Source organism: Amycolatopsis sp. NPDC045836, from assembly GCF_056431745.1.
In genome coordinates, this window is the sequence record NZ_JBWKKF010000017.1 from 88,248 (window position 1) to 106,388 (window position 18,141).

The following is an 18,141-nucleotide window of genomic DNA, read 5'->3' on the forward strand; positions in this document are numbered from 1 at the left end:
GGCGATCGGCACGATGAAGGCGTTCCGCCGGGAGTTCGTGCTGGTGATCCTGTTCTTCTGCCTGGCGGGGGCCGCCGGGCTGGTCGGCCCGCAGATCCTCGGGCGGCTGGTCGACTCGGTGGCCGGGGGCGGCGGGCTGTCGCTGGACCTGCTGGCGCTGGTCTTCGTCGGTGTGCTGCTGGTGCAGGCCGTGTTGAAGAAGGCGGCGAACCGGCGGGCGGGCATGCTGGGTGAGCTGGTGCTGGCGAAGACGCGGGAGGAGTTCGTCGGCGACGCGCTGAAGCTGCCGCTGGGCACCGTGGAGGCGGCGGGCACCGGTGACCTGCTCAGCCGGGCGACCTCCGATGTGGACAAGGTCGACTACGCCATGCGGTACGCGGTCCCGGAGATCGTCGTCGCGTTGATCACCGTGGCGCTGACCGTGGTGGCGATGGTGGTCACCTCACCGCTGCTGGCGCTGGGGCTGCTGGTCGCGGTGCCGGTGCTGTACTTCCCGACCCGGTGGTACTGGCGGCGGGTGCCGTCGACCGTCGAGCGCATGCTGGACGCCTGGGGCGACGTGCAGTCGGGGCTGCACGAGTCCACCGAAGGCGCCCGGACCGCGGACGCGCTGGGGCTGATCCCGCGACGCCTCGCCGAGGGCGATCGACGGCTGGCGCGGGCCGTCGACGGGGAGCGCGAGCTGCGGAAACTCCAGGTCCGGTGGGCGCCGTGGCTGGAGCTGTCGCACGCGCTGCCGGTGGGCGCGATGCTGCTGATCGGGGCGTGGGCGTACACGCAGGGCTGGGTCGGGCTGGGCACGATCACCACGATGGTGCTGTACGTGCAGCTCCTGGCGGGTCCGCTGGACGAGCTGCTGTGGTGGATCGAAGACGTCCAGGTGTCGACGACCGCGCTGCGGCGGGTGATCGGCGTGCGTGGTGCGGCGGCTGCTCCGCCTTCGGGTTCTTCGCTGCCTTCGGGCACCGAGATCGAGGTGCGGGACGTGCGGTTCGGTTACTCGGCGGACCGCGAGGTGCTGCACGGCATCTCGCTGACCGTTCCGCGCGGGCAGCGGCTGGCGATCGTCGGGCCGTCGGGTGCCGGGAAGTCCACGCTGGGCAGGCTGCTGGCGGGCATCGCCACCCCGGACTCGGGCTCGGTGACCATCGGCGGCGCGGAGGTCTCGCGGTTGCCGGAGGACGTGCTGCGGGGTGAGGTGCTGCTGCTGACGCAGGAACACCACGTGTTCGCCGGAACGCTGCGGGAGAACCTGACGCTGCCCGCGGGTTCGTGGTCGGACGACGCGCTGTGGGATGCCCTGGACTCGGTGGGCGCGGGTGCCTGGGCGCGGTCGCTGTCCTCCGGCCTGGACACCAAGCTGTCCCCGGCTTCGGTACCCGCCGCGATGGCCCAGCAACTGGCCCTGGCCCGCGTCGTCCTGGCCGACCCGCACACCCTCGTCCTGGACGAGGCGACTTCGCTGCTGGACACCGGCTCGGCGCGTGACCTGGAACGCTCGCTCTCGCAGGTCCTCGCCGGCCGGACGGTGATCGCCATCGCCCACCGCCTGCACACGGCCGCCGCCGCCGACCGGGTCGCCGTCCTGTCCGGCGGCACCATCACCGAACTGGGCAGCCACACCGACCTGCTGGCCGCCAACGGCCCCTACGCCCGCCTGGTCCAAGCCGCCACCACGTGACCGGGCCCCGGCTCGCCCGCCCCTCCGCAGCCGAGCCCCACGCTCGCGAGCCCGAACCGCACGTTCGTGCCCACTCCCGCCAGCCGACCAACCGGGACCTGCCACCAAACGGGAGCAGCCACCCAACCAAGCCGGGCCCCGAACGCGAGCGGCCATCCCCACCGCAGCCAGAGCACCAACGGGAGCGGCCACCCCACCCCACCGCAGCCAAAACACCCAACAGAAGCGGCCACCCCACCCCACCGCAGCCAGAGCATCAAACGGAAATGGCCGCCCCGCCACCCATCCCACCGCAGCCAGAACACCAAACGGAAATGGCCGCCCCCGCCAACCACCCACCGCAGCCGGGCACCAAGACAGGCGTGGCCACTCCACCCAACCCGAGCCGGGACCCGCCACAAGAGCGACCGCCAACCACCCACCACCGGAACCGGGCACCCAACAGGAAGCCGGGGACTCAACCGGCGTGGCCGCCCAGACCCCCCGGTCCACCGCCAAAAATACGGCTCCGGCCTCGAAGTCAAGGCATCTTTCCCGCCTTGGCATCGAGGCCGGAGCCGTAGTCACACCGAAACCGGGGCGAACCACGCCCCGGGGGTCAATGGGCCAGAGCCGCCGCAAGGGCGTCGACGGCGGAGTAGAACAGGCCGAGGCCGTCGTCCGAGGGGCCGGTGAGGGCGTCGATGGCGTGTTCGGGGTGGGGCATGAGGCCGACCACGCGGCCGTTCGCGCTGGTGATACCGGCGATGTCGTTCCGCGAGCCGTTCGGGTTCACACCGACGTAGCGGAAGACGACCCGGCCCTCGCCCTCCAGCATGTCCAGGGTGGCCTGGTCGGCGACGTAACCACCCTCGCCCGACTTCAGCGGGACGAGGATTTCGGCGCCCTGCTCGTACCGGGTGCTCCACGCGGTGGTGTTGTTCTCCACCCGCAGCCACTGGTCCCGGCAGACGAAGTGCAGCTTGTGGTTGCGCACCAGCGCCCCCGGCAGCAGCCCGGCCTCGCACAGCACCTGGAAGCCGTTGCAGATGCCGAGCACCGGCATGCCCCTGCCCGCCGCCTCGACCACCTCGGTCATCACCGGGGCGAACTTGGCGATGGCCCCGGCACGCAGGTAGTCGCCGTAGGAGAAGCCGCCGGGCACGATCACCGCGTCGACCCCGCGGAGGTCGTGGTCGGCGTGCCACAGCGGCACGGCTTCGGCGTCGGCGTACCGCACCGCGCGGGCGGCGTCGACGTCGTCGAGGGTGCCGGGGAAGGTGATGACCCCGATCCGGGCGGTCACGCGTCCACCCGCCGCACGGTCCAGTCCTCGATGACCGGGTTGGCCAGCAGTTCCTCGGCGATCTTGGCCAGCGTCTCGTCGTCGACGGAGTCGTCGACCTCGAGCACGAAGTGCTTGCCCTGGCGGACGTCGGTCACGCCGTCGAAGCCGAGGCGGGGCAGCGCGCCCGCCACCGCTTGGCCTTGCGGGTCCAGGATCTCCGGCTTGGGCATGACGTCTACGACGACTCGGGCCACGGCTGGTCGCTCCATGTGTGTGCAGGTCAGCGGTACACCCCGAGCGTACTTGACGGTCACCGCCGGTCCGGTGGGTAGCCCCCCGACAGAAGCCACCCACCGGACGCCGGTTCAGCGCACGACCTCCACCACTTCGCCCGGTTGCAGGGCGTTGTAGAAGGTGACGGCCGCGTCGTGCGTCAAGCGGATGCAGCCGTGCGACTGCTGCTTGATGTTGCCCTGGTGAAAGGCGATGCCACTGTTGGTGAAGAACACCGAATAGGGCATGGGGCCGTCGAACGCCCGGCTCCAGTGGTCGATGTCCTTGTAAGTGACCTTGAACGTGCCCGGCGGGGTCCGGTAGCCGGACTTCCCGGACGCCATCGGCACCGGACCGTAGGTGACCTCGCCACCTTCGGCCAGCCACGCCTGCTTGGCGCTCAGGTCCACGCAGGCCGACGCCTTCGCACTGCACGGCATCGAAGCGGCGCTCGCCGCCGGGACCCCGAAGAGCCCCAGCGCGCTGATCGCCGCGGCACCCGCGACCACACCGGTCATCTTCCGCAGCGTTCCCATGACGGGCCTCCCATCCGCTCGCCGGTGCGAGCTCGTGTTTGGTGTGCTGCTGGTGGGGAGGACGCAACGATCACGGGAAAGGTTGCTTGCTCGTCGGTAATTAACCGGATCGGCCGGAGGACAAACACGGGGAGTGACCGGAAGCCGACATCCGGGCGACACCCGGTTCCCCCCTTCCGCCCGAGCCCGGAGCAGACCATCATCGCCTTGGCGGAAGGTCAACAACTGGAGGCACCGTGGCCGAGCGGGAGACTTTCGACTACGTCATCGTCGGGGCGGGCAGTGCGGGCTGCGTGCTGGCGAACCGGCTCAGCGCGGACCCCGCGGTCCGGGTGCTGGTGCTCGAGGCGGGCGGGGAGGACACCGACGACGAGTTCCACATCCCCGCCGCGTTCCCGGCGCTGTTCAAGACCCGGCACGACTGGAACTACGAGACCGTCGAGCAGAAGCACCTCGGCAAGAGCACCTACTGGCCCCGCGGCAAGGTGCTCGGCGGCTGCTCCTCGATCAACGCGATGATCTACATCCGCGGCAACCGGGCCGACTACGACCGCTGGCGCGACGAGCACGGCGCCGTGGGCTGGGGCCACGACGACGTGCTGCCGTACTTCAAGCGCGCCGAGCGCAACACCCGCCTCGGCGGACCGCTGCACGGCACCGACGGCCCGCTGCACGTCGAGGACCGGGTGTTCACCCACGAGCTGTCGCACGCCTGGGTCGATTCCGCGACCACGTGGGGCCTCGAGCCGACCGACGACTTCAACGGCGAGCGCCAGGAGGGTGCCGGCCAGTACCAGGTCACCTGCCACCGGGGCCGCCGCTGGTCCACCGCCGACGCCTACCTCCGCCCGGCGATGGACCGCCCGAACCTGACCGTGCGCACGCACGCGCAGACCACCCGCGTGCTGTTCGACGGCACCACGGCGATCGGTGTGTCCTACTCGCACAAGGGCGTCGACCGCGCGGTCCACGCCGAGCGCGAGGTGCTGCTCTCCGGCGGCGCGGTCAACTCGCCGCAGCTGCTCATGCTCTCCGGCGTCGGCCCGGCCGAGCACCTGCGTGAACACGGCATCGACGTGGTGGCCGCGCTGCCCGGCGTCGGCGAGAACCTGCACGACCACCCGGCCGCCGGTGTCGTCTGGGCCACCAGGGGCACCACCGACCTGGTCGACTCCGCCACGCCGCTGGGCATGGTGCGCTACCAGGTGACCAAGCGCGGTCCGCTGGCGTCGAACGTCGGTGAGGCGGGCGGGTTCATGCCCACGATCGACGGCCTGGCCGCCCCGGACATGCAGTTCCACGTCGCGCCGACGCTGTTCTACGACAACGGCATGCGCGAGCCGACCACACCGGGGTTCACCGCCGCGGCCACCCTGGTCGAGGTGGCCAGCCGGGGGCGGCTGCGGCTGAAGTCGGCGAATCCCCTGTGGCGCCCGGAAATCGACCCGGCTTACTACGCCGAACCGGCGGATTTCACCGCCATGCTGGCCGGGCTGCGCACGCTGATGGAGATCGGCCGCGGCGGCGAGCTGCGGCGCTACCTCGACCGGCCGTTCCTGCCGGAGCGCCACGACCTCGACGACGACGCGCTGGCCGAGCACGTTCGCCAGCACACGCAGACGCTCTACCACCCGGTCGGCACGTGTGCGATGGGCACCGGCGAGCAGGCCGTGGTCGATCCGGAGCTGCGGGTGCGCGGGGTGGAGAACCTGCGGGTGGTGGACGCGTCGGTCATGCCCGTGGTGCCCAGGGGCAACACCAACGCGCCCACCATCATGGTGGCCGAGAAGGCGGCCGACCTGATCAGCGCTTCCCGTGCAGCACGGTGATCAGCTTCGCCACCAGCGCGTCGGTCTTCTCCTTGCGGTCGAAGCTGGTCAGCGCGATGGGGGCGGTGAACCGCTGCCGCGCGATGGCCTTCGTGCGGGCGAACTCCCGCAGCCCCTCCGGGCCGTGGATGCGGCCGAACCCGGAGTCGCCGACGCCGCCGAACGGCAGTGACGCGATGCCCGCGAACGACAGCGGCGCGTTGATCGCGGCCATGCCGGTGCGCAGCCGCCGGGCCAGTTCCATGCCGCGCGACCTGGAGAAGACCGTCGCCGCCAGGCCGTAGCGGGTGTTGTTGGCCTTCTCCACGGCCTCGTCCATCGACGACACCTTCGCGATGGTCACCGTCGGCCCGAAGGTCTCCTCGCGCACGGCTTCGCTGTCCTCCGGCACGTCGACCAGCACGGTCGGCTGGGCGTACCGGTCGCCGACCGCCTCGGCCCCGCCGACCAGCGCCTTGCCGCCGCGCGCGAGCGCGTCGGTGATGTGCTGCTTGATCACCTTGAGCTGCGAGGGCATGGTCACCGGGCCGTACTGCGCGTCGTGGTCGGAGCCCGCGCGCACGGCCCGGCTCTTCTCCACCACCTTCGCCACGAACTCGTCGTGGACCCGCTCGTGCACGTAGACCCGCTCGACGCCGATGCAGGTCTGGCCGGAGTTGGAGAACGCGCCCCACACCGTGGCGTCGGCGGCGGCGTCGAGGTCGGCGTCCGCGTCGACCAGCACCGGGTCCTTGCCGCCGGCCTCGATGACCACCGGCGTCAGCGTCTCCGCGCAGGCCGCCATGATCTTCTTGCCGGTGGCGGTGGAGCCGGTGAAGGCGATCTTGTCCACACCCGCCCTGGTCAGCGCCGCGCCGGTGGCGCCGTAGCCGGTGACCAGCTGCAGCACCGGCTGCTCGGGCACCACCTCGGCGAACGCGTCGACCAGCCACTTGCCGACGCCGGGGGTGAACTCGCTCGGCTTGAACACCACGGCGTTGCCCGCGGCGAGCGCGTAGGCGATGGAGCCGAGCGGGGTGAACACCGGGTAGTTCCACGGCCCGATCACACCGACCACCCCGAGCGGCAGGTACTCCACCGTCGCCGCCTGGTTCGACATCAGCAGCCCGGACGGGCGGCGCTTGCGGCCGAGCACCTTGCGGGCGTTCTTGGCCGCCCAGGCGATGTGCTCGATGGCCAGCACGGATTCGAGCTGGGCGTCGGCGATCGGCTTGCCGGTCTCGTCACGCACCACCTGGCACAGCTGCTGCAGCCGCCGGGTGAGCACGCCCTTCCACTGCTGCAGGCGCTGCGCGCGCCCGGCGAAGCCGAGCGACTCCCACCAGGCGGCGGCGGCGCGCGCGCGGGCGACGGCGGCTTCGACCTGCTCGGCGGTGTGCACCGGGTAGGTGCCGACCACCTCGTCGGTGGCCGGGCTCAGCGAATCGAAGGTCTCCTGGGCAGCGGCGGATTTCGGCTGGACGGCGGTCATCGGCGTCTCCGGAGTCGACTCGGTCGGGGTCCCCAGGCTACGACGTTGCTGGCAAGGTGCCAACTACTCTGGCGGGGCGTCTGCCCAGAATGGCACAGGCGAGCACCGCGCTGGCCACCCCGAACACCGGGGCCAGCCACAACGGCAGCACCCCGACGGTCAGCGAGCCGAGCCCGAAGCCGCTCGCCTGCACCACGAAGGACAGCGAGAACCCCTCCGACCGGCGGCCTTCCGGCAGCAGCCCCTGCATCTGCACCGAGGCCACGGTGACCAGCGGACCGGTGCAGAAGCCGATCAGCACCACACCGGTGAGCAGACCGGGCCAGCCGAGGTCGAGCGCCACCGTGACGCCGCCCGCGATGAACCCGGTGAGCAGCACGAGCGCCTGCACCCGCGGGGCCACGGCCAGCCGCACCCCGCGCCAGGCGTACAGCGCGCCGCCGGCGATGCTCGCGCCGGAGAGCACGGTGATGATCAGCGCCGCGGCCCCTTCCGCCCCGCCGAGCCGCTGCGCCAGCGCGTACGGCGCGACCTCGACCGTGGACAGCAGGTGGCCGATGGTGAACTGGCAGGCCAGCCACGGCACGGCCGCCCGGACCGGCAGCGGCGGCCGTGGACCGGCGACCGGCGCCGGTGCCTCCCGGCGCGGCACCAGCACCGCCGAAACCACGAAGACCACCGCCATCGCGGCGATCGGCCACACCGCGCCGAACCCGGTGAGCAACGCGACCAGCAGCGGCCCGCCGATGACCACCGCGTCGATCAGCATGGCGTCCACCGAGACCGCCCGCGGCAGCAGCGGACCGGTGACCGTACCCGCGAGCAGCGACCGGAACCCGCCGGACAACCCGCCCGCGATCAGCCCCGGCACCACGACCAGCACCAGCAGCACGCCGGGGGCCGCCCCCGCCGACGCCGCGAACGCGAGCCCGCCGAGGCCGGCCGCCGCGCACAGCAGGAAGGCCACCAGCCCGCGTGACGGCCCGATCCGGTCGAGCAACCGGCCGGCCGGCACGGAACCGGCGAGTTCGGCCACCACGAAAACCGCCATCATCACCCCGCCGAGCCGGTAGGAGCCGGTGGTCGCGGTGGTCAGCACGGTGAACGCCAGCGGCGCCATGGTGGCGGGCAGCCGGGCCAGTTGCACCCCGATCGACCAGCGCCAGTAGGGCCGGTGTCGCAGCAGGCTTTCGGTCATGCGCAGAGCCTCTTCGGCGGGCCCCGGGCGCGATAATGATTCGGCCACAGCCGAAAGGACGCTGATGATCGAGCTGGTGCTGACCGCCACCGGGGCCCGGCGGCTGCGGTTCGCCATCTCCCCGCTCGAAGAGGTGCTCGGGGCGATCCAGGTGTTGCAGGGCGTCCGCCGCCACCCCGCGTACGAGCCGTGGCTGAGCACCGTGACGCCCACGCTCCCGTTGACGGAACTGCGCACGGTCCTGAGCGCGAACCGGTACATCACCGAATTCCTCAGCCCGCCACCGCAGGGTCCGCGCACCACCGTCGAGGCGCAGCTGGCCGAACTGCGCCGGACCCCGCCCGCACAGGTGGCGCTGGAACTGGCCATGGTCGACGCCGACCTGAGCGGCCTGCCCGAAGACCCCGCCGAGGCCCGCGACCTGCTCGGCGACCAGCTCGAACTGGCCTGGCACGAGCTGATCGAGCCGCAGTGGCCGCGGCTGCACGAGGTGCTGGCCGCCGACCTCGACCACCGCACCCGGCGGCTCGGCGAAGGCGGGATCGAACTGGCGCTGGCCGACCTGCACCCCCGGGTGAAGCTCACCGGGGACGTGCTGGCCGTGGAGAGCGCCAGCCGCTCGCGCACCACGCTCGACGAACGCGGGCTGCTCCTGCTGCCGAGCGTGTTCGCCTGGCCGAAGGCCGGGGTGATCCTGGTGCCGCCGTGGCAGCCGTCGCTGCTGTACCCGGCGCGCGGTGTGGCGCGGCTGTGGCGGGCCGCCGACCCGGATCCGCGGCTGGTGGCGGTGCTCGGCCGGACCAGGGCGCAGCTGCTGCGGGTGCTCGCCGAGCCGTCGACCACCACCGCGCTGGCCCGGCGGCTGGGCCTGGCGCCCGGCACGGTGTCCGGGCACCTGCGGGCGCTGACCGGGGCCGGGCTGCTGACCGCCACCCGCAGCGGCCGGACCGTCCGGTACGCGCGCACTCGACTTGGCGCCGAACTGGTCGGCGCCTAGCCTGGGATCCGACCTGCTCAGACAAGGATGACCGGATGAAATTAGTCCATTATGGACATTCGTGTGTACTCGCCGAGACCGGCCGCGCGCGGATCCTGTTCGACCCGGGTGCGTTCTCCCAGGGCTTCGAGGACCTGCGTGACCTCGACGCGGTGCTGATCACCCACCAGCACTTCGACCACCTCGACGGCGAGCGCCTGCCCGCACTGCTCGAAGCCAACCCCGGCGCCCGGCTGATCACCGACCCCGGCTCGCAGGAAACCGTGCGGGAGCTGGGCCTGGAGTCACGGACGGCGCTGCCCGGCGACGCCTTCACCTTCGGCGACACCGAGGTCGGCGTGGTCGGCGGTCAGCACGCGGTGATCCACCGCGACCTGCCGGTGGTACCCAACATCGGCTACCTGCTCGACGACGGCGCCTTCTACCACCCCGGCGACGCGTTGTTCCAGCTCGACCGGCCGATCGACGTGCTCGGCCTGCCCACCGCGGCGCCCTGGCTGAAGGCGGCCGAGGCGATCGACTTCCTGCGTGCGGTCGCCCCGCGCGTGGCCGTGCCGATCCACGAGAAGGTGCTGGCCAAGCCGGACATGATGTACGGCATGTTCAGCGGTCTCGGTCCGGAGGGCACCGAGATCCGGGTGCTCAGCGCAGGGGAACCGACGCCGGTGTGAGGTAGGTGGTGCCTTCGGCGCCGGCTTCCAGCGCCACGTCGACGGCGTCCAGGAAGGCCTGGCGGCGGCTCGGCCGGACCAGGTCGCCGGCGTCCACGCCGAGGCGCAGCAGGCCACCCCGGCGGGCCACCCTGGCCGCGGTCAGCACCAGGGCGAAGCACCGCAGGGTTTCGGTGCGCTGGCGCTGGCTGCCGAACCCGTGCACCCGCGCGCGCCGCACCTCGCCGGTTTCCAGGTCCCGGATCGAGGTGACGTCGGCGCAGAGCCGGAAGCCGTGCTCGCGCAACGCGGCCAGCGTGCCGCGCGAGGCCAGCCACCGCGGCGGCGCGAACCCCTCGGTGCGCAGACCGGCGTGGTCGAGCGTGGCCGTGGCCGCGATCAGCCGCAGCCGGGCCTCGTGCGCGGGCAGCGCGGCGAACTCCGCCTTGCGGCCGAGGCTGACCGCGCGGTGCGTCGGCGGCACGGTGTGGTCGTACCCGTGCAGCAGCAGGTCGTCACCGCGCTCCACGCGCTGCTTGAGCCAGGAGGTCACCCCGGTCGACGGGGTGCACAGCAGGGACAGCGGCACGCTGCGCCGATCCAGCTCTTCGGCCAGCTCGGCGCAGCGGTGCAGCGTCCTCGGATTCATGCCGGACAGCGAAACGAGCAGCTTGGTGTCCACCCGACCAGTAAGCGCGCGGTGGGTGACCACGCTCTGACAGCGAGGTGACGCCCGCCCCTACTCGACGCTAAACATGCACCCCTGCGAGGTCACGCCCATGTCACTGCACGACGGTTGTTTCCTTGGGGGCGTCATCCTCGCCCGCGGCCGCGTTGAGCCTGCGCTCTTCACGCAGCGAGCGGACCGCTGCGTAGACACCCGCTGCCCAGAGCACCACGATGGCGGCGTAGGTGACCGTGTAGATCCAGTCGTCGGCGCCGAACTCCTTGAGCAGCGTGCGCGCGTTGGTGAACACGATCAGCCCACCGGCCAGCGCACCGAGCAGCCGCGGCGGCAGCCGCCGGACCAGCCACGCGGCCAGCGGCGCGGCGATGATGCCACCGAGCATCAGGCCGCCGACCACGGTGTAATTGAGGTTGTCCTCCTGGGAAAGGGTGAACAGGAAGCCGAGGCTGGCGGCGAGCGCGACGATGAACTCCGAGGTGTCCACCGACCCGACCACCTTGCGCGGCTCCAACCGGCCCGAAGACAGCAGCGTGGTGGTGGCCACCGGGCCCCAGCCACCCCCGCCGGTGGCGTCGACGAACCCGGCCACCAGGCCGAGCGGGGCGAGGAACTTGGCACCGGGCCGCTTGCCGGTGATCAGCTTGCCCAGCTTCAGGAAGGCGAAGCGGATCAGCACGTACAGCCCGAGCAGCAGCAGGATCAGCGTGATCCACACCGTCGCGTCCTCGGTGGACAGCGAGGTGAGCACGTACGCGCCGAGCACCGCGCCCAGTGCACCCGGCAGGGCCAGGATGCCCACCGTGCGCCAGTCGATGTTCTGGAACTTCCAGTGCGAGAGGCCGGACGCCAGCGACGTGCCCACCTCCGCGAGGTGCACCGCGGCGGACGCGGCGGCCGGGGCGGTGCCGACCGCGAGCAGGGTGGTCGTCGCCGTCACCCCGAACGCCATGCCCAGGGTGCCGTCGACGAGCTGGGCCAGCAGCCCGGCCAATCCGAACAACAGGAACGTGCGCATGGGAACCTCGGTTCGCGGGAAGGCGGGACACGATCGGCGCACCGCCGTGAACGGGGAAGGGAGGTGATGCGGAAAAAAGAAGTGGAGGCCGCGCGTCAGCGGCGGCAAAGAGCGGAATCGACGCGCACGAGGTCGATGTGCCTGCGCTGGACCAGCGCGATCACATCGAGGAGGTGCACCTGCGTCGTCACGATCACGATGGTCCCAGACGCCCAAGTGCTGATCCAGCACTTCCCAGATGGTGAGCGGTACGGAGAAAATGCCCCGAACGGCCTACGACTGGATTTCCTTCACCACCGATTACGGCCTCGAAGACGGTTTTGTCGCGGCCTGCCACGGCGTGATCGCCCAGCGCGCGACGCTCGTCCGCGTGCTGGACGTGAGCCACGCGATCCCCCCGCAGCACGTCCGCCACGGTGCCGCGGTGCTCGCCCAGACCGTGCCCTACCTGCCCGAGGCCGTGCACCTCGCGGTGGTCGACCCCGGCGTCGGCACCGCCCGGCGCGGGGTGGTCGTGGTGACCGACCGCGGTCTGCTGGTCGGCCCGGACAACGGCCTGCTGCCACCGGCCGCCGACGCGCTGGGCGGGGTGCTGGCGGCCTACGAGCTGACCGAGCCGCGGTACCGGCTGCCCAAGGTCTCCGCCACCTTCCACGGCCGGGACATCTTCGCGCCCGCCGCCGCGCACCTGGCGCTCGGCGCGGCCCCCGCCGACTTCGGCGACCCGGTGACCGACCTGGTGCGGCTGCCCGAACCCAGGGTCGTCGCGCGGCCGGGTCAGCTGGTCGCCGAGGTGCTGGCGGTGGACCGGTTCGGCAACGTGCAGCTCGCCGCCACCCCGGCCGACCTGGAGCGGGCCGAGTTGTCCGGGTTCCTGGTCGTGCGCTGCGGGGCGCACGAGCTGGTGGCCGGCCGCGGCCGGACGTTCGCCGACCTGCCGCCGGGCGAAGGCGTGGTGTACACCGACTCCGCCGACCGGCTGGCGGTGGCGGTCAACGGCGGTTCGGCGGCGAAGTCGCTCGGGCTTCACACGGCGGGTTCTTCGGCCCAGATCTGCACGGTGACCTCGTCGCCGACGGCGAGCTGACCGGTACGGGACACGGCGGCCTTCATGCCGAAGGCGACCTTGCCCTCCGGCACCCGGCGGTACTTCGCCAGCGAGCGGATCGGCTCGGAACCGGTCCGCCTGCCGGTCTCCTGGTCGACCAGCGGCACCGTGCAGCGCAGGCACTTCCTGGCGTAGACCAGCTCGACCCCGCCGGCGGCGAAGGTCCGCACGGTGTCCTCGACGTGTGGTTCGGCCCAGCCGGAGACCACGATGTTGGCGCGGAACCGGTCCATCGGCACCGGTGCCCCGCCCGCCGCGGCGATCCGCTCGTTCAACGCGGCCAGCGAGGATTCCGAGACCACCTGCACGGCGTGTCCGTCGGCGAACCCGGCGGTGCCCTCGGTCACCCCGCCGGTCACCCTGGCGTGGTCCGGCGGCACGCGCAGGAACACCGACGGCTCGCCGAGCACCGTGGAGAACCACTCGGCGGCCTCGGCGCCCTGGTGCACGCCCTTGCCGTCGAAGGTGAACACCGAGGCGGGGTGCCGCGGGCCGTCGAAGACGACCGGGTGCTCCAGGTCCTCCACGCCCGGCGCGCGCAACCGCAGCCGGGCGCCGTCGTCGAGCACCTCGACCCGGACCGCGGCGAGCACCGGGTGGCGGCGCTGGCTGCGGAAGGTGCCGTCGGGGGCCGCCGCCATGAACGTGCGGTCGTGCCGGATCCCGGCGGGCGTCATCTCGGCGACGGGCAGTTCGACGCCACCGCACCCCTTCACCGGGTAGTGCCAGAGCTTCGCGATACGGGCCACGCCACCAGGCTAGGCGCTCCGGCTAGAGGACCTGGGACAGGAACCGCTGCAACCGCGGGCTCTCCGGCTGCTCGAACACCTGCGCCGGCTCGCCCAGCTCGACGATCCGGCCGCGGTCCATGAACGCGACGTGATCGGCGACCTGCCGCGCGAAGCCCATCTCGTGGGTCACCACCAGCAACGTCAGCCCGCGCCCGGCCAGGCCGGCCATCAGCTCCAGCACACCCTTGACCAGCTCGGGGTCCAGTGCGCTGGTGGCTTCGTCGAACAGCATCACCTCGGGGTCCATCGCCAGCGCCCTGGCGATCGCCACCCGCTGCTGCTGCCCGCCGGACAAGGCAGCCGGCCGGTAGGGCGCCTTGTCGGCCAGCCCGACCTCGGCCAGCCGGTCACGGGCGATCTGCTGCGCTTCGGCCTTGTCCAGGCCCTTCACGCTGCGCAGCGGCAGGGTGATGTTGTCCAGCACGGTCCGGTGCGGGAACAGGTTGAAGTGCTGGAAGACCATGCCCACCCGGCGGCGCAGCTGGTCGGCGTCGGTGGCCACCACGCTCTCGCCGTCCAGCAGGATGTCGCCGGAATCCGGCTCCTGAAGCCGGTTGACCACCCGCAGCAGGGTCGACTTCCCCGAGCCGGACGGGCCGATCACGCAGGTGGTCTCGCCCTTGCCGACCTTCAGGTCCACCCCGCGCAGCACCTCCAGCGTGCCGAAGGACACGTGGATGTCGCGCAGCTCCACGCTCGCCGCGCCGCTCATGAGCCGACCTTCCCGCTGGCGACCAGGTCCAGCTCGTCTTCGTCGGGGCGGTCGTGGTCGACCTCGCGCCCCTGCCGCAGCCGCTTGTCGATGAAGTTGACCAGGTGGGTCAGCGGCACGGTGATCACCAGGTAGACAAAACCGGCGGCGACCAGCGGCGAGAGGTTGCCGGTGTTCGCCGCGAGGTCCTGGCCGATCCGGAACAGCTCGCGCTGCGAGGACAGCAGGCCGAGGAAGTAGACCAGGCTGGAGTCCTTGATCAACGCGATGAACTGGTTCACCAGCGCGGGCAGCACCCGCCGCACGCCCTGCGGGATGACCACCAGCAGCATCGCCTTGCCGTAGCCCATGCCGAGCGCCCGGCTGGCCTCCAGCTGCCCCTTCTCCACGCTCTGGATGCCGGAGCGGAAGATCTCGCCGATGTAGGCGGCGGCGATCAGGCTCAGCGCCAGGATGCCCAGCGGGTACGGGTTGGTGCCGACCACGTCCCTGGCCAGCACGCCGAGGCCCTGGCCGATCAGCAGGATGGTCAGGATGGCGGGCAGGCCGCGGAAGATGTCGGTGTACACCCGCGCCGGCCAGCGCAGCCACCGCTTCGCCGAGAGCCCCATCACCGCCAGCACCATGCCGAGCAGGGTGCCCAGCACCGCCGAGGAGAGCGCGAGCACCAGCGTGTTCAGCAGGCCGGTGCCCAGCAGGTCCGGGAAGACCTGCCAGATGTACTCCCAGTTGAGGAAGGTGTCCAGCAGAGCGTCCACTCAGGACACCTGGAACTCGGGTGCGGCGGGGGCGGTGGGCAGGAACTGCTGGTGCAGCCGCGTCCAGGTGCCGTCCGCGATGACCTGCTTGAGCCCCTCGTTCAGCTTGCCGAGCAGCTCGGTGTTGCCCTTGCGCACGGCGAACCCGTGCGGCACGTCGGTGGTGAACGGCTTGACCACCCGCAGCTTCGCGTCGGGGTTGGTGGTGACGTTCTTCTCCGCGATGGTCAGGTCGAGGATGTAGGCGTCGACCGCGTCGGTCTTCAGCGCGGTGAGGGCGGCGGCGTAGTCGGGGAAGCGGACCGCCTGCGCCGCGGGCACGGTGGTGGTCAGCCACCTGTCGCCGACGGTGCCCTGGATCACCGCGACCCGCTTGCCTGCCAGCGAGTTCTCGTCGGTCACCGGCGAACCCTCCTTGGCCTGGATGCTCATCACCTCGTAGTTGTACGGCGCGGAGAAGTCCACGTTCTTCTTGCGCTCCTCGGTCTGCGCGATCGCGGAGCTGGCCAGGTCGAACTGGCCGTTGGCGACCTGGCCGAGCAGCGAGGAGAACTCGGTGGCGGAGAACTCCAGCTGCAGGTTCTGCTTGGCGGCGATCGCCTTGAGCAGTTCGTTGTCGAAGCCGGTGTAGTTGCCGTTCTCCAGGTAGATGTTCGGCGGCGCGTCACCGAGCGTGCCGACGCGCAGGGCGCGCTGGCCGTCGTCACCGGTACCGCACGCGGTGAGCAGCAGAGCCGCGGCGAGGAGCAGGGCTTTTTTCATCGTTCCGGTCCCCTTCACGGGTTCTGCACCGGCAGGCCGGGGCCGCCGGGTTCGAGTTCGGCGGGCAGCGGCTCGGTCTTGAAGAACTGCTCGTGCAGCCGCTTCACCGTGCCGTCGGCGATGGCCGCGGACAGGCCGCGGTTGAGCTTGTCCAGCAACTCGGTGTTGCCCTTGCGCACGGCGAACGCGGACGGGGTGTCCTTGGTCTCCACCGTGTAGCCGAACTCCAGCGGCACGTCCGGGTTCTGGTCCAGGTACTTCTGCCCGATGTCCTTGGGCACCACCCAGCCGTCGAGCGTGCCGTTGCGCAGCTGCGCGAAACCCGCGTTGTAGTCCGGGAAGCGCACCACCTCGGCACCCGGCACCTTCTTGCCGGCGAAGTCGTCCTGCACCGACGCCTGCACCACGCCGAGTCGCTTGCCCGCGAACTGCGGCACCGCCTTCAGCCCGGCGTCCTTTTTGGTCACGATGGTGGTGAAACCGGTGCTGTAGCCGTTGGAGAAGGCGACGGTCTTCTTGCGTTCCTCGGTGGTGGAGATGGTGGAGCTGCCGATGTCGAAGGTGCGGTTGTTCACGCTGGCCAGCAGCCCGGCGAACTCGGTGCCGACGAACTCCACCGAGAAGCCCTCGCGCCGGGCGATGTCGCGGAGCAGCTCGTTGTCGTAGCCGGTGAAGGTGCCGTTCTCCAGGTAGATCGACGGCGGCGCGTCGGTGAGGGTGCCGACCCGCAGGGTCTGCCCGGCGGAGTCACCGGAGGAGGACCCGCAACCGGCCAGCGCGATCAGCGCGGCGGCGAGGACGAGGGTTTTGGACAGCGTGGATCTCATGCTTCTTTCCGGGGTTCGGGCGCGTGTCGGCGCGGCAGGTTCGCGCCAACCCTAGGGATTTCGCCCGTTCCGGAAATGCCGTCCCACCACGTGGACACCGGCCGGTGCGTTAGCTCACAGGATGGGCGCCGGCACGTAGTTCGCGTGCTCGGGGTAGCGCTCCAGCACGGTCTGCACGCGCCGGACCACCGCGTCGACCTGAGCCGTGGCGACCCCGGTGAAGGAGAGCCGGTCGGCGAGCAGTTTCTCCAGCTCCCCGGCGTCCAGCGGAATGCGCTGGTCGGCGGCGAGGCGGGCGACGAGGTCGTTCTCCCCGCTGCCCTGCTCGCGCATGGCCAGCGCGACGGCGACGGCGTTCTCCTTGATCGCCTCGTGCGCGGTCTCCCGGCCGACGCCCGCCCGCACCGAGGCCATCAGCACCTTGGTGGTGGCCAGGAACGGCAGATAGCGACCGAGCTCACGGTCGACCACGGCCGGATAGGCACCGAACTCGGTGAGCACCGTGAGGAACGTCTCGAACAATCCGTCCAGCGCGAAGAACGCGTCGGGCAACGCGACCCGGCGCACCACGGAATCGGAGACGTCGCCCTCGTTCCACTGGTCGCCGGCCAGTTCGCCGATCATGGAGAGGTAACCGCGGAGCACCACGGCGAGGCCGTTGACGCGCTCGCAGGAGCGGGTGTTCATCTTGTGCGGCATGGCCGAGGAGCCGACCTGCCCGGCCTTGAAGCCCTCGGTGACCAGCTCGTGCCCGGCCATCAGCCGGATCGTCTTGGCCAGGCTGGACGGCGCCGCGGCCAGCTGGACCACAGTGGACAGCACGTCGAAGTCGAGCGAGCGGGGGTAGACCTGCCCCACGCTGTCGAACCGGGCGGCGAACCCCAGGTGCCCGGCCACCCCGTCTTCCAGCTTGTCCAAAGTGGACTTGTCGCCGAGCAGGTCGAGCATGTCCTGCCCGGTGCCGACCGGTCCCTTGATGCCACGCAGCGGGTAGCGCCCGAGCAGGTTGTCGAGCCGGTCGTAGGCCACCAGCAACTCGTCGGCGGCGGTGGCGAAGCGCTTGCCGAGCGTGGTCGCCTGCGCGGCGACGTTGTGCGAGCGACCGGCCAGCACCAGATCGGTGTGCTCGACGGCGAGCTGGGCCAGCCGCGAGAGCGTGGCCACCACCCGGCCGCGGACCAGTTCCAGGGACCGCTTGAGCTGCAACTGCTCGACGTTCTCGGTGAGGTCGCGGGAGGTCATGCCCTTGTGCACGTGCTCGTGCCCGGCGAGCGCGTTGAACTCCTCGATGCGCGCCTTCACGTCGTGCCGCGTCACCCGCTCACGCTCGGCGATGCTCGCCAGGTCGACCTGGTCGAGCACCCGCTCGTAGTCCTCGATGACCCCTTCGGGCACCTCGACCCCCAGCTCGCGCTGGGCCCGCAACACCGCGAGCCACAACTCACGCTCGAGGCGAACCTTGTTCTCGGGGGACCAGAGCGCCACCAACTCGGCGGACGCGTACCGAGCGGCGAGCACATTGGGGATGGCGGGCTTCTCACTCACCGGCTCAGGCTACCCACCGCGATGATTTCCGGT

The 18,141-nt window shown here is 71.3% G+C and carries 19 protein-coding genes; 5 read left to right on the top strand and 14 right to left on the bottom strand.

The window, feature by feature from the left end:
- Nucleotides 1-13 precede the first annotated feature (13 nt).
- The gene (locus tag AC07EG_RS29460; protein ID WP_478256538.1) at nucleotides 14-1,681 is read left to right on the top strand and encodes an ABC transporter ATP-binding protein; all 1,668 of its coding nucleotides are present in this window, start codon (nucleotides 14-16) and stop codon (nucleotides 1,679-1,681) included.
- A 598-nt stretch (nucleotides 1,682-2,279) separates the two neighbouring features.
- Here the strand turns inward: AC07EG_RS29460 and purQ are convergent.
- From purQ to AC07EG_RS29475, 3 genes are all read right to left on the bottom strand, one after another.
- Nucleotides 2,280-2,966 (bottom strand): phosphoribosylformylglycinamidine synthase subunit PurQ, encoded by a 687-nt coding sequence (gene purQ / locus AC07EG_RS29465; RefSeq protein WP_478256466.1) that lies wholly within the window; start codon nucleotides 2,964-2,966, stop codon nucleotides 2,280-2,282.
- Nucleotides 2,963-3,202: a phosphoribosylformylglycinamidine synthase subunit PurS gene (gene purS, locus AC07EG_RS29470; RefSeq protein WP_478256467.1), complete on the bottom strand. Its 240-nt coding sequence runs from the start codon at nucleotides 3,200-3,202 to the stop codon at nucleotides 2,963-2,965. Before purS ends, purQ begins: the two co-directional genes overlap by 4 nt.
- A gap of 111 nt (nucleotides 3,203-3,313) precedes the next feature.
- A complete protein-coding gene (locus AC07EG_RS29475) occupies nucleotides 3,314-3,757 on the bottom strand; it encodes a L,D-transpeptidase (RefSeq protein WP_478256468.1) in 444 nt (147 codons plus the stop codon).
- A 236-nt stretch (nucleotides 3,758-3,993) separates the two neighbouring features.
- On the opposite strand from AC07EG_RS29475, the gene AC07EG_RS29480 reads away from it, so the two are divergent.
- Nucleotides 3,994-5,586, top strand: a complete 1,593-nt coding sequence (locus AC07EG_RS29480; protein WP_478256469.1) for a GMC family oxidoreductase — start codon at nucleotides 3,994-3,996, stop codon at nucleotides 5,584-5,586.
- Here AC07EG_RS29480 and AC07EG_RS29485 read toward each other — a convergent pair.
- Nucleotides 5,561-7,057, bottom strand: coding sequence for an aldehyde dehydrogenase family protein (locus tag AC07EG_RS29485; RefSeq protein WP_478256470.1), 1,497 nt, complete (start codon nucleotides 7,055-7,057; stop codon nucleotides 5,561-5,563). The two genes, AC07EG_RS29480 and AC07EG_RS29485, sit on opposite strands and share 26 nt — an antisense overlap.
- A gap of 37 nt (nucleotides 7,058-7,094) precedes the next feature.
- Nucleotides 7,095-8,255 (bottom strand): MFS transporter, encoded by a 1,161-nt coding sequence (locus AC07EG_RS29490; protein WP_478256471.1) that lies wholly within the window; start codon nucleotides 8,253-8,255, stop codon nucleotides 7,095-7,097.
- A gap of 64 nt (nucleotides 8,256-8,319) precedes the next feature.
- Here AC07EG_RS29490 and AC07EG_RS29495 point away from each other — a divergent pair, with 64 nt between their 5' ends.
- Both AC07EG_RS29495 and AC07EG_RS29500 read left to right on the top strand, forming a co-directional pair.
- Nucleotides 8,320-9,252, top strand: a complete 933-nt coding sequence (locus AC07EG_RS29495) for an ArsR/SmtB family transcription factor (protein ID WP_478256472.1) — start codon at nucleotides 8,320-8,322, stop codon at nucleotides 9,250-9,252.
- A 35-nt stretch (nucleotides 9,253-9,287) separates the two neighbouring features.
- Entirely contained in the window at nucleotides 9,288-9,923 is a 636-nt protein-coding gene (locus tag AC07EG_RS29500; RefSeq protein WP_478256473.1) for an MBL fold metallo-hydrolase, read from the top strand.
- Here AC07EG_RS29500 and AC07EG_RS29505 read toward each other — a convergent pair.
- The 3 genes from AC07EG_RS29505 to AC07EG_RS29515 form a co-directional block, all read right to left on the bottom strand.
- Nucleotides 9,895-10,572, bottom strand: a complete 678-nt coding sequence (locus AC07EG_RS29505) for a DUF2334 domain-containing protein (RefSeq protein WP_478256539.1) — start codon at nucleotides 10,570-10,572, stop codon at nucleotides 9,895-9,897. The two genes, AC07EG_RS29500 and AC07EG_RS29505, sit on opposite strands and share 29 nt — an antisense overlap.
- 112 nt (nucleotides 10,573-10,684) lie before the next feature.
- Nucleotides 10,685-11,605, bottom strand: coding sequence for a sulfite exporter TauE/SafE family protein (locus AC07EG_RS29510; protein ID WP_478256474.1), 921 nt, complete (start codon nucleotides 11,603-11,605; stop codon nucleotides 10,685-10,687).
- Nucleotides 11,606-11,700: 95 nt separating this feature from the next.
- Nucleotides 11,701-11,796: a putative leader peptide gene (locus AC07EG_RS29515; protein ID WP_335645121.1), complete on the bottom strand. Its 96-nt coding sequence runs from the start codon at nucleotides 11,794-11,796 to the stop codon at nucleotides 11,701-11,703.
- Between the two features lie 68 nt (nucleotides 11,797-11,864).
- On the opposite strand from AC07EG_RS29515, the gene AC07EG_RS29520 reads away from it, so the two are divergent.
- Nucleotides 11,865-12,692, top strand: a complete 828-nt coding sequence (locus tag AC07EG_RS29520; RefSeq protein WP_478256475.1) for an SAM hydrolase/SAM-dependent halogenase family protein — start codon at nucleotides 11,865-11,867, stop codon at nucleotides 12,690-12,692.
- Here the strand turns inward: AC07EG_RS29520 and AC07EG_RS29525 are convergent.
- The 6 genes from AC07EG_RS29525 to purB form a co-directional block, all read right to left on the bottom strand.
- Nucleotides 12,632-13,462, bottom strand: a complete 831-nt coding sequence (locus AC07EG_RS29525) for an MOSC domain-containing protein (RefSeq protein WP_478256476.1) — start codon at nucleotides 13,460-13,462, stop codon at nucleotides 12,632-12,634. The two genes, AC07EG_RS29520 and AC07EG_RS29525, sit on opposite strands and share 61 nt — an antisense overlap.
- A 22-nt stretch (nucleotides 13,463-13,484) precedes the next feature.
- Nucleotides 13,485-14,216, bottom strand: coding sequence for an amino acid ABC transporter ATP-binding protein (locus AC07EG_RS29530; protein WP_478256477.1), 732 nt, complete (start codon nucleotides 14,214-14,216; stop codon nucleotides 13,485-13,487).
- Nucleotides 14,213-14,974, bottom strand: coding sequence for an amino acid ABC transporter permease (locus tag AC07EG_RS29535; RefSeq protein WP_478256478.1), 762 nt, complete (start codon nucleotides 14,972-14,974; stop codon nucleotides 14,213-14,215). The genes AC07EG_RS29530 and AC07EG_RS29535 overlap by 4 nt, the downstream gene beginning before the upstream one ends.
- Complete coding sequence (locus AC07EG_RS29540; RefSeq protein WP_478256479.1) at nucleotides 14,975-15,736, bottom strand: ABC transporter substrate-binding protein; 762 nt, start codon at nucleotides 15,734-15,736, stop codon at nucleotides 14,975-14,977.
- 14 nt (nucleotides 15,737-15,750) lie between these two features.
- Nucleotides 15,751-16,563 (bottom strand): substrate-binding periplasmic protein, encoded by an 813-nt coding sequence (locus AC07EG_RS29545; protein ID WP_478256480.1) that lies wholly within the window; start codon nucleotides 16,561-16,563, stop codon nucleotides 15,751-15,753.
- A 114-nt stretch (nucleotides 16,564-16,677) separates the two neighbouring features.
- A complete protein-coding gene (purB, locus tag AC07EG_RS29550) occupies nucleotides 16,678-18,108 on the bottom strand; it encodes an adenylosuccinate lyase (RefSeq protein ID WP_478256481.1) in 1,431 nt (476 codons plus the stop codon).
- Nucleotides 18,109-18,141: the final 33 nt, after the last annotated feature.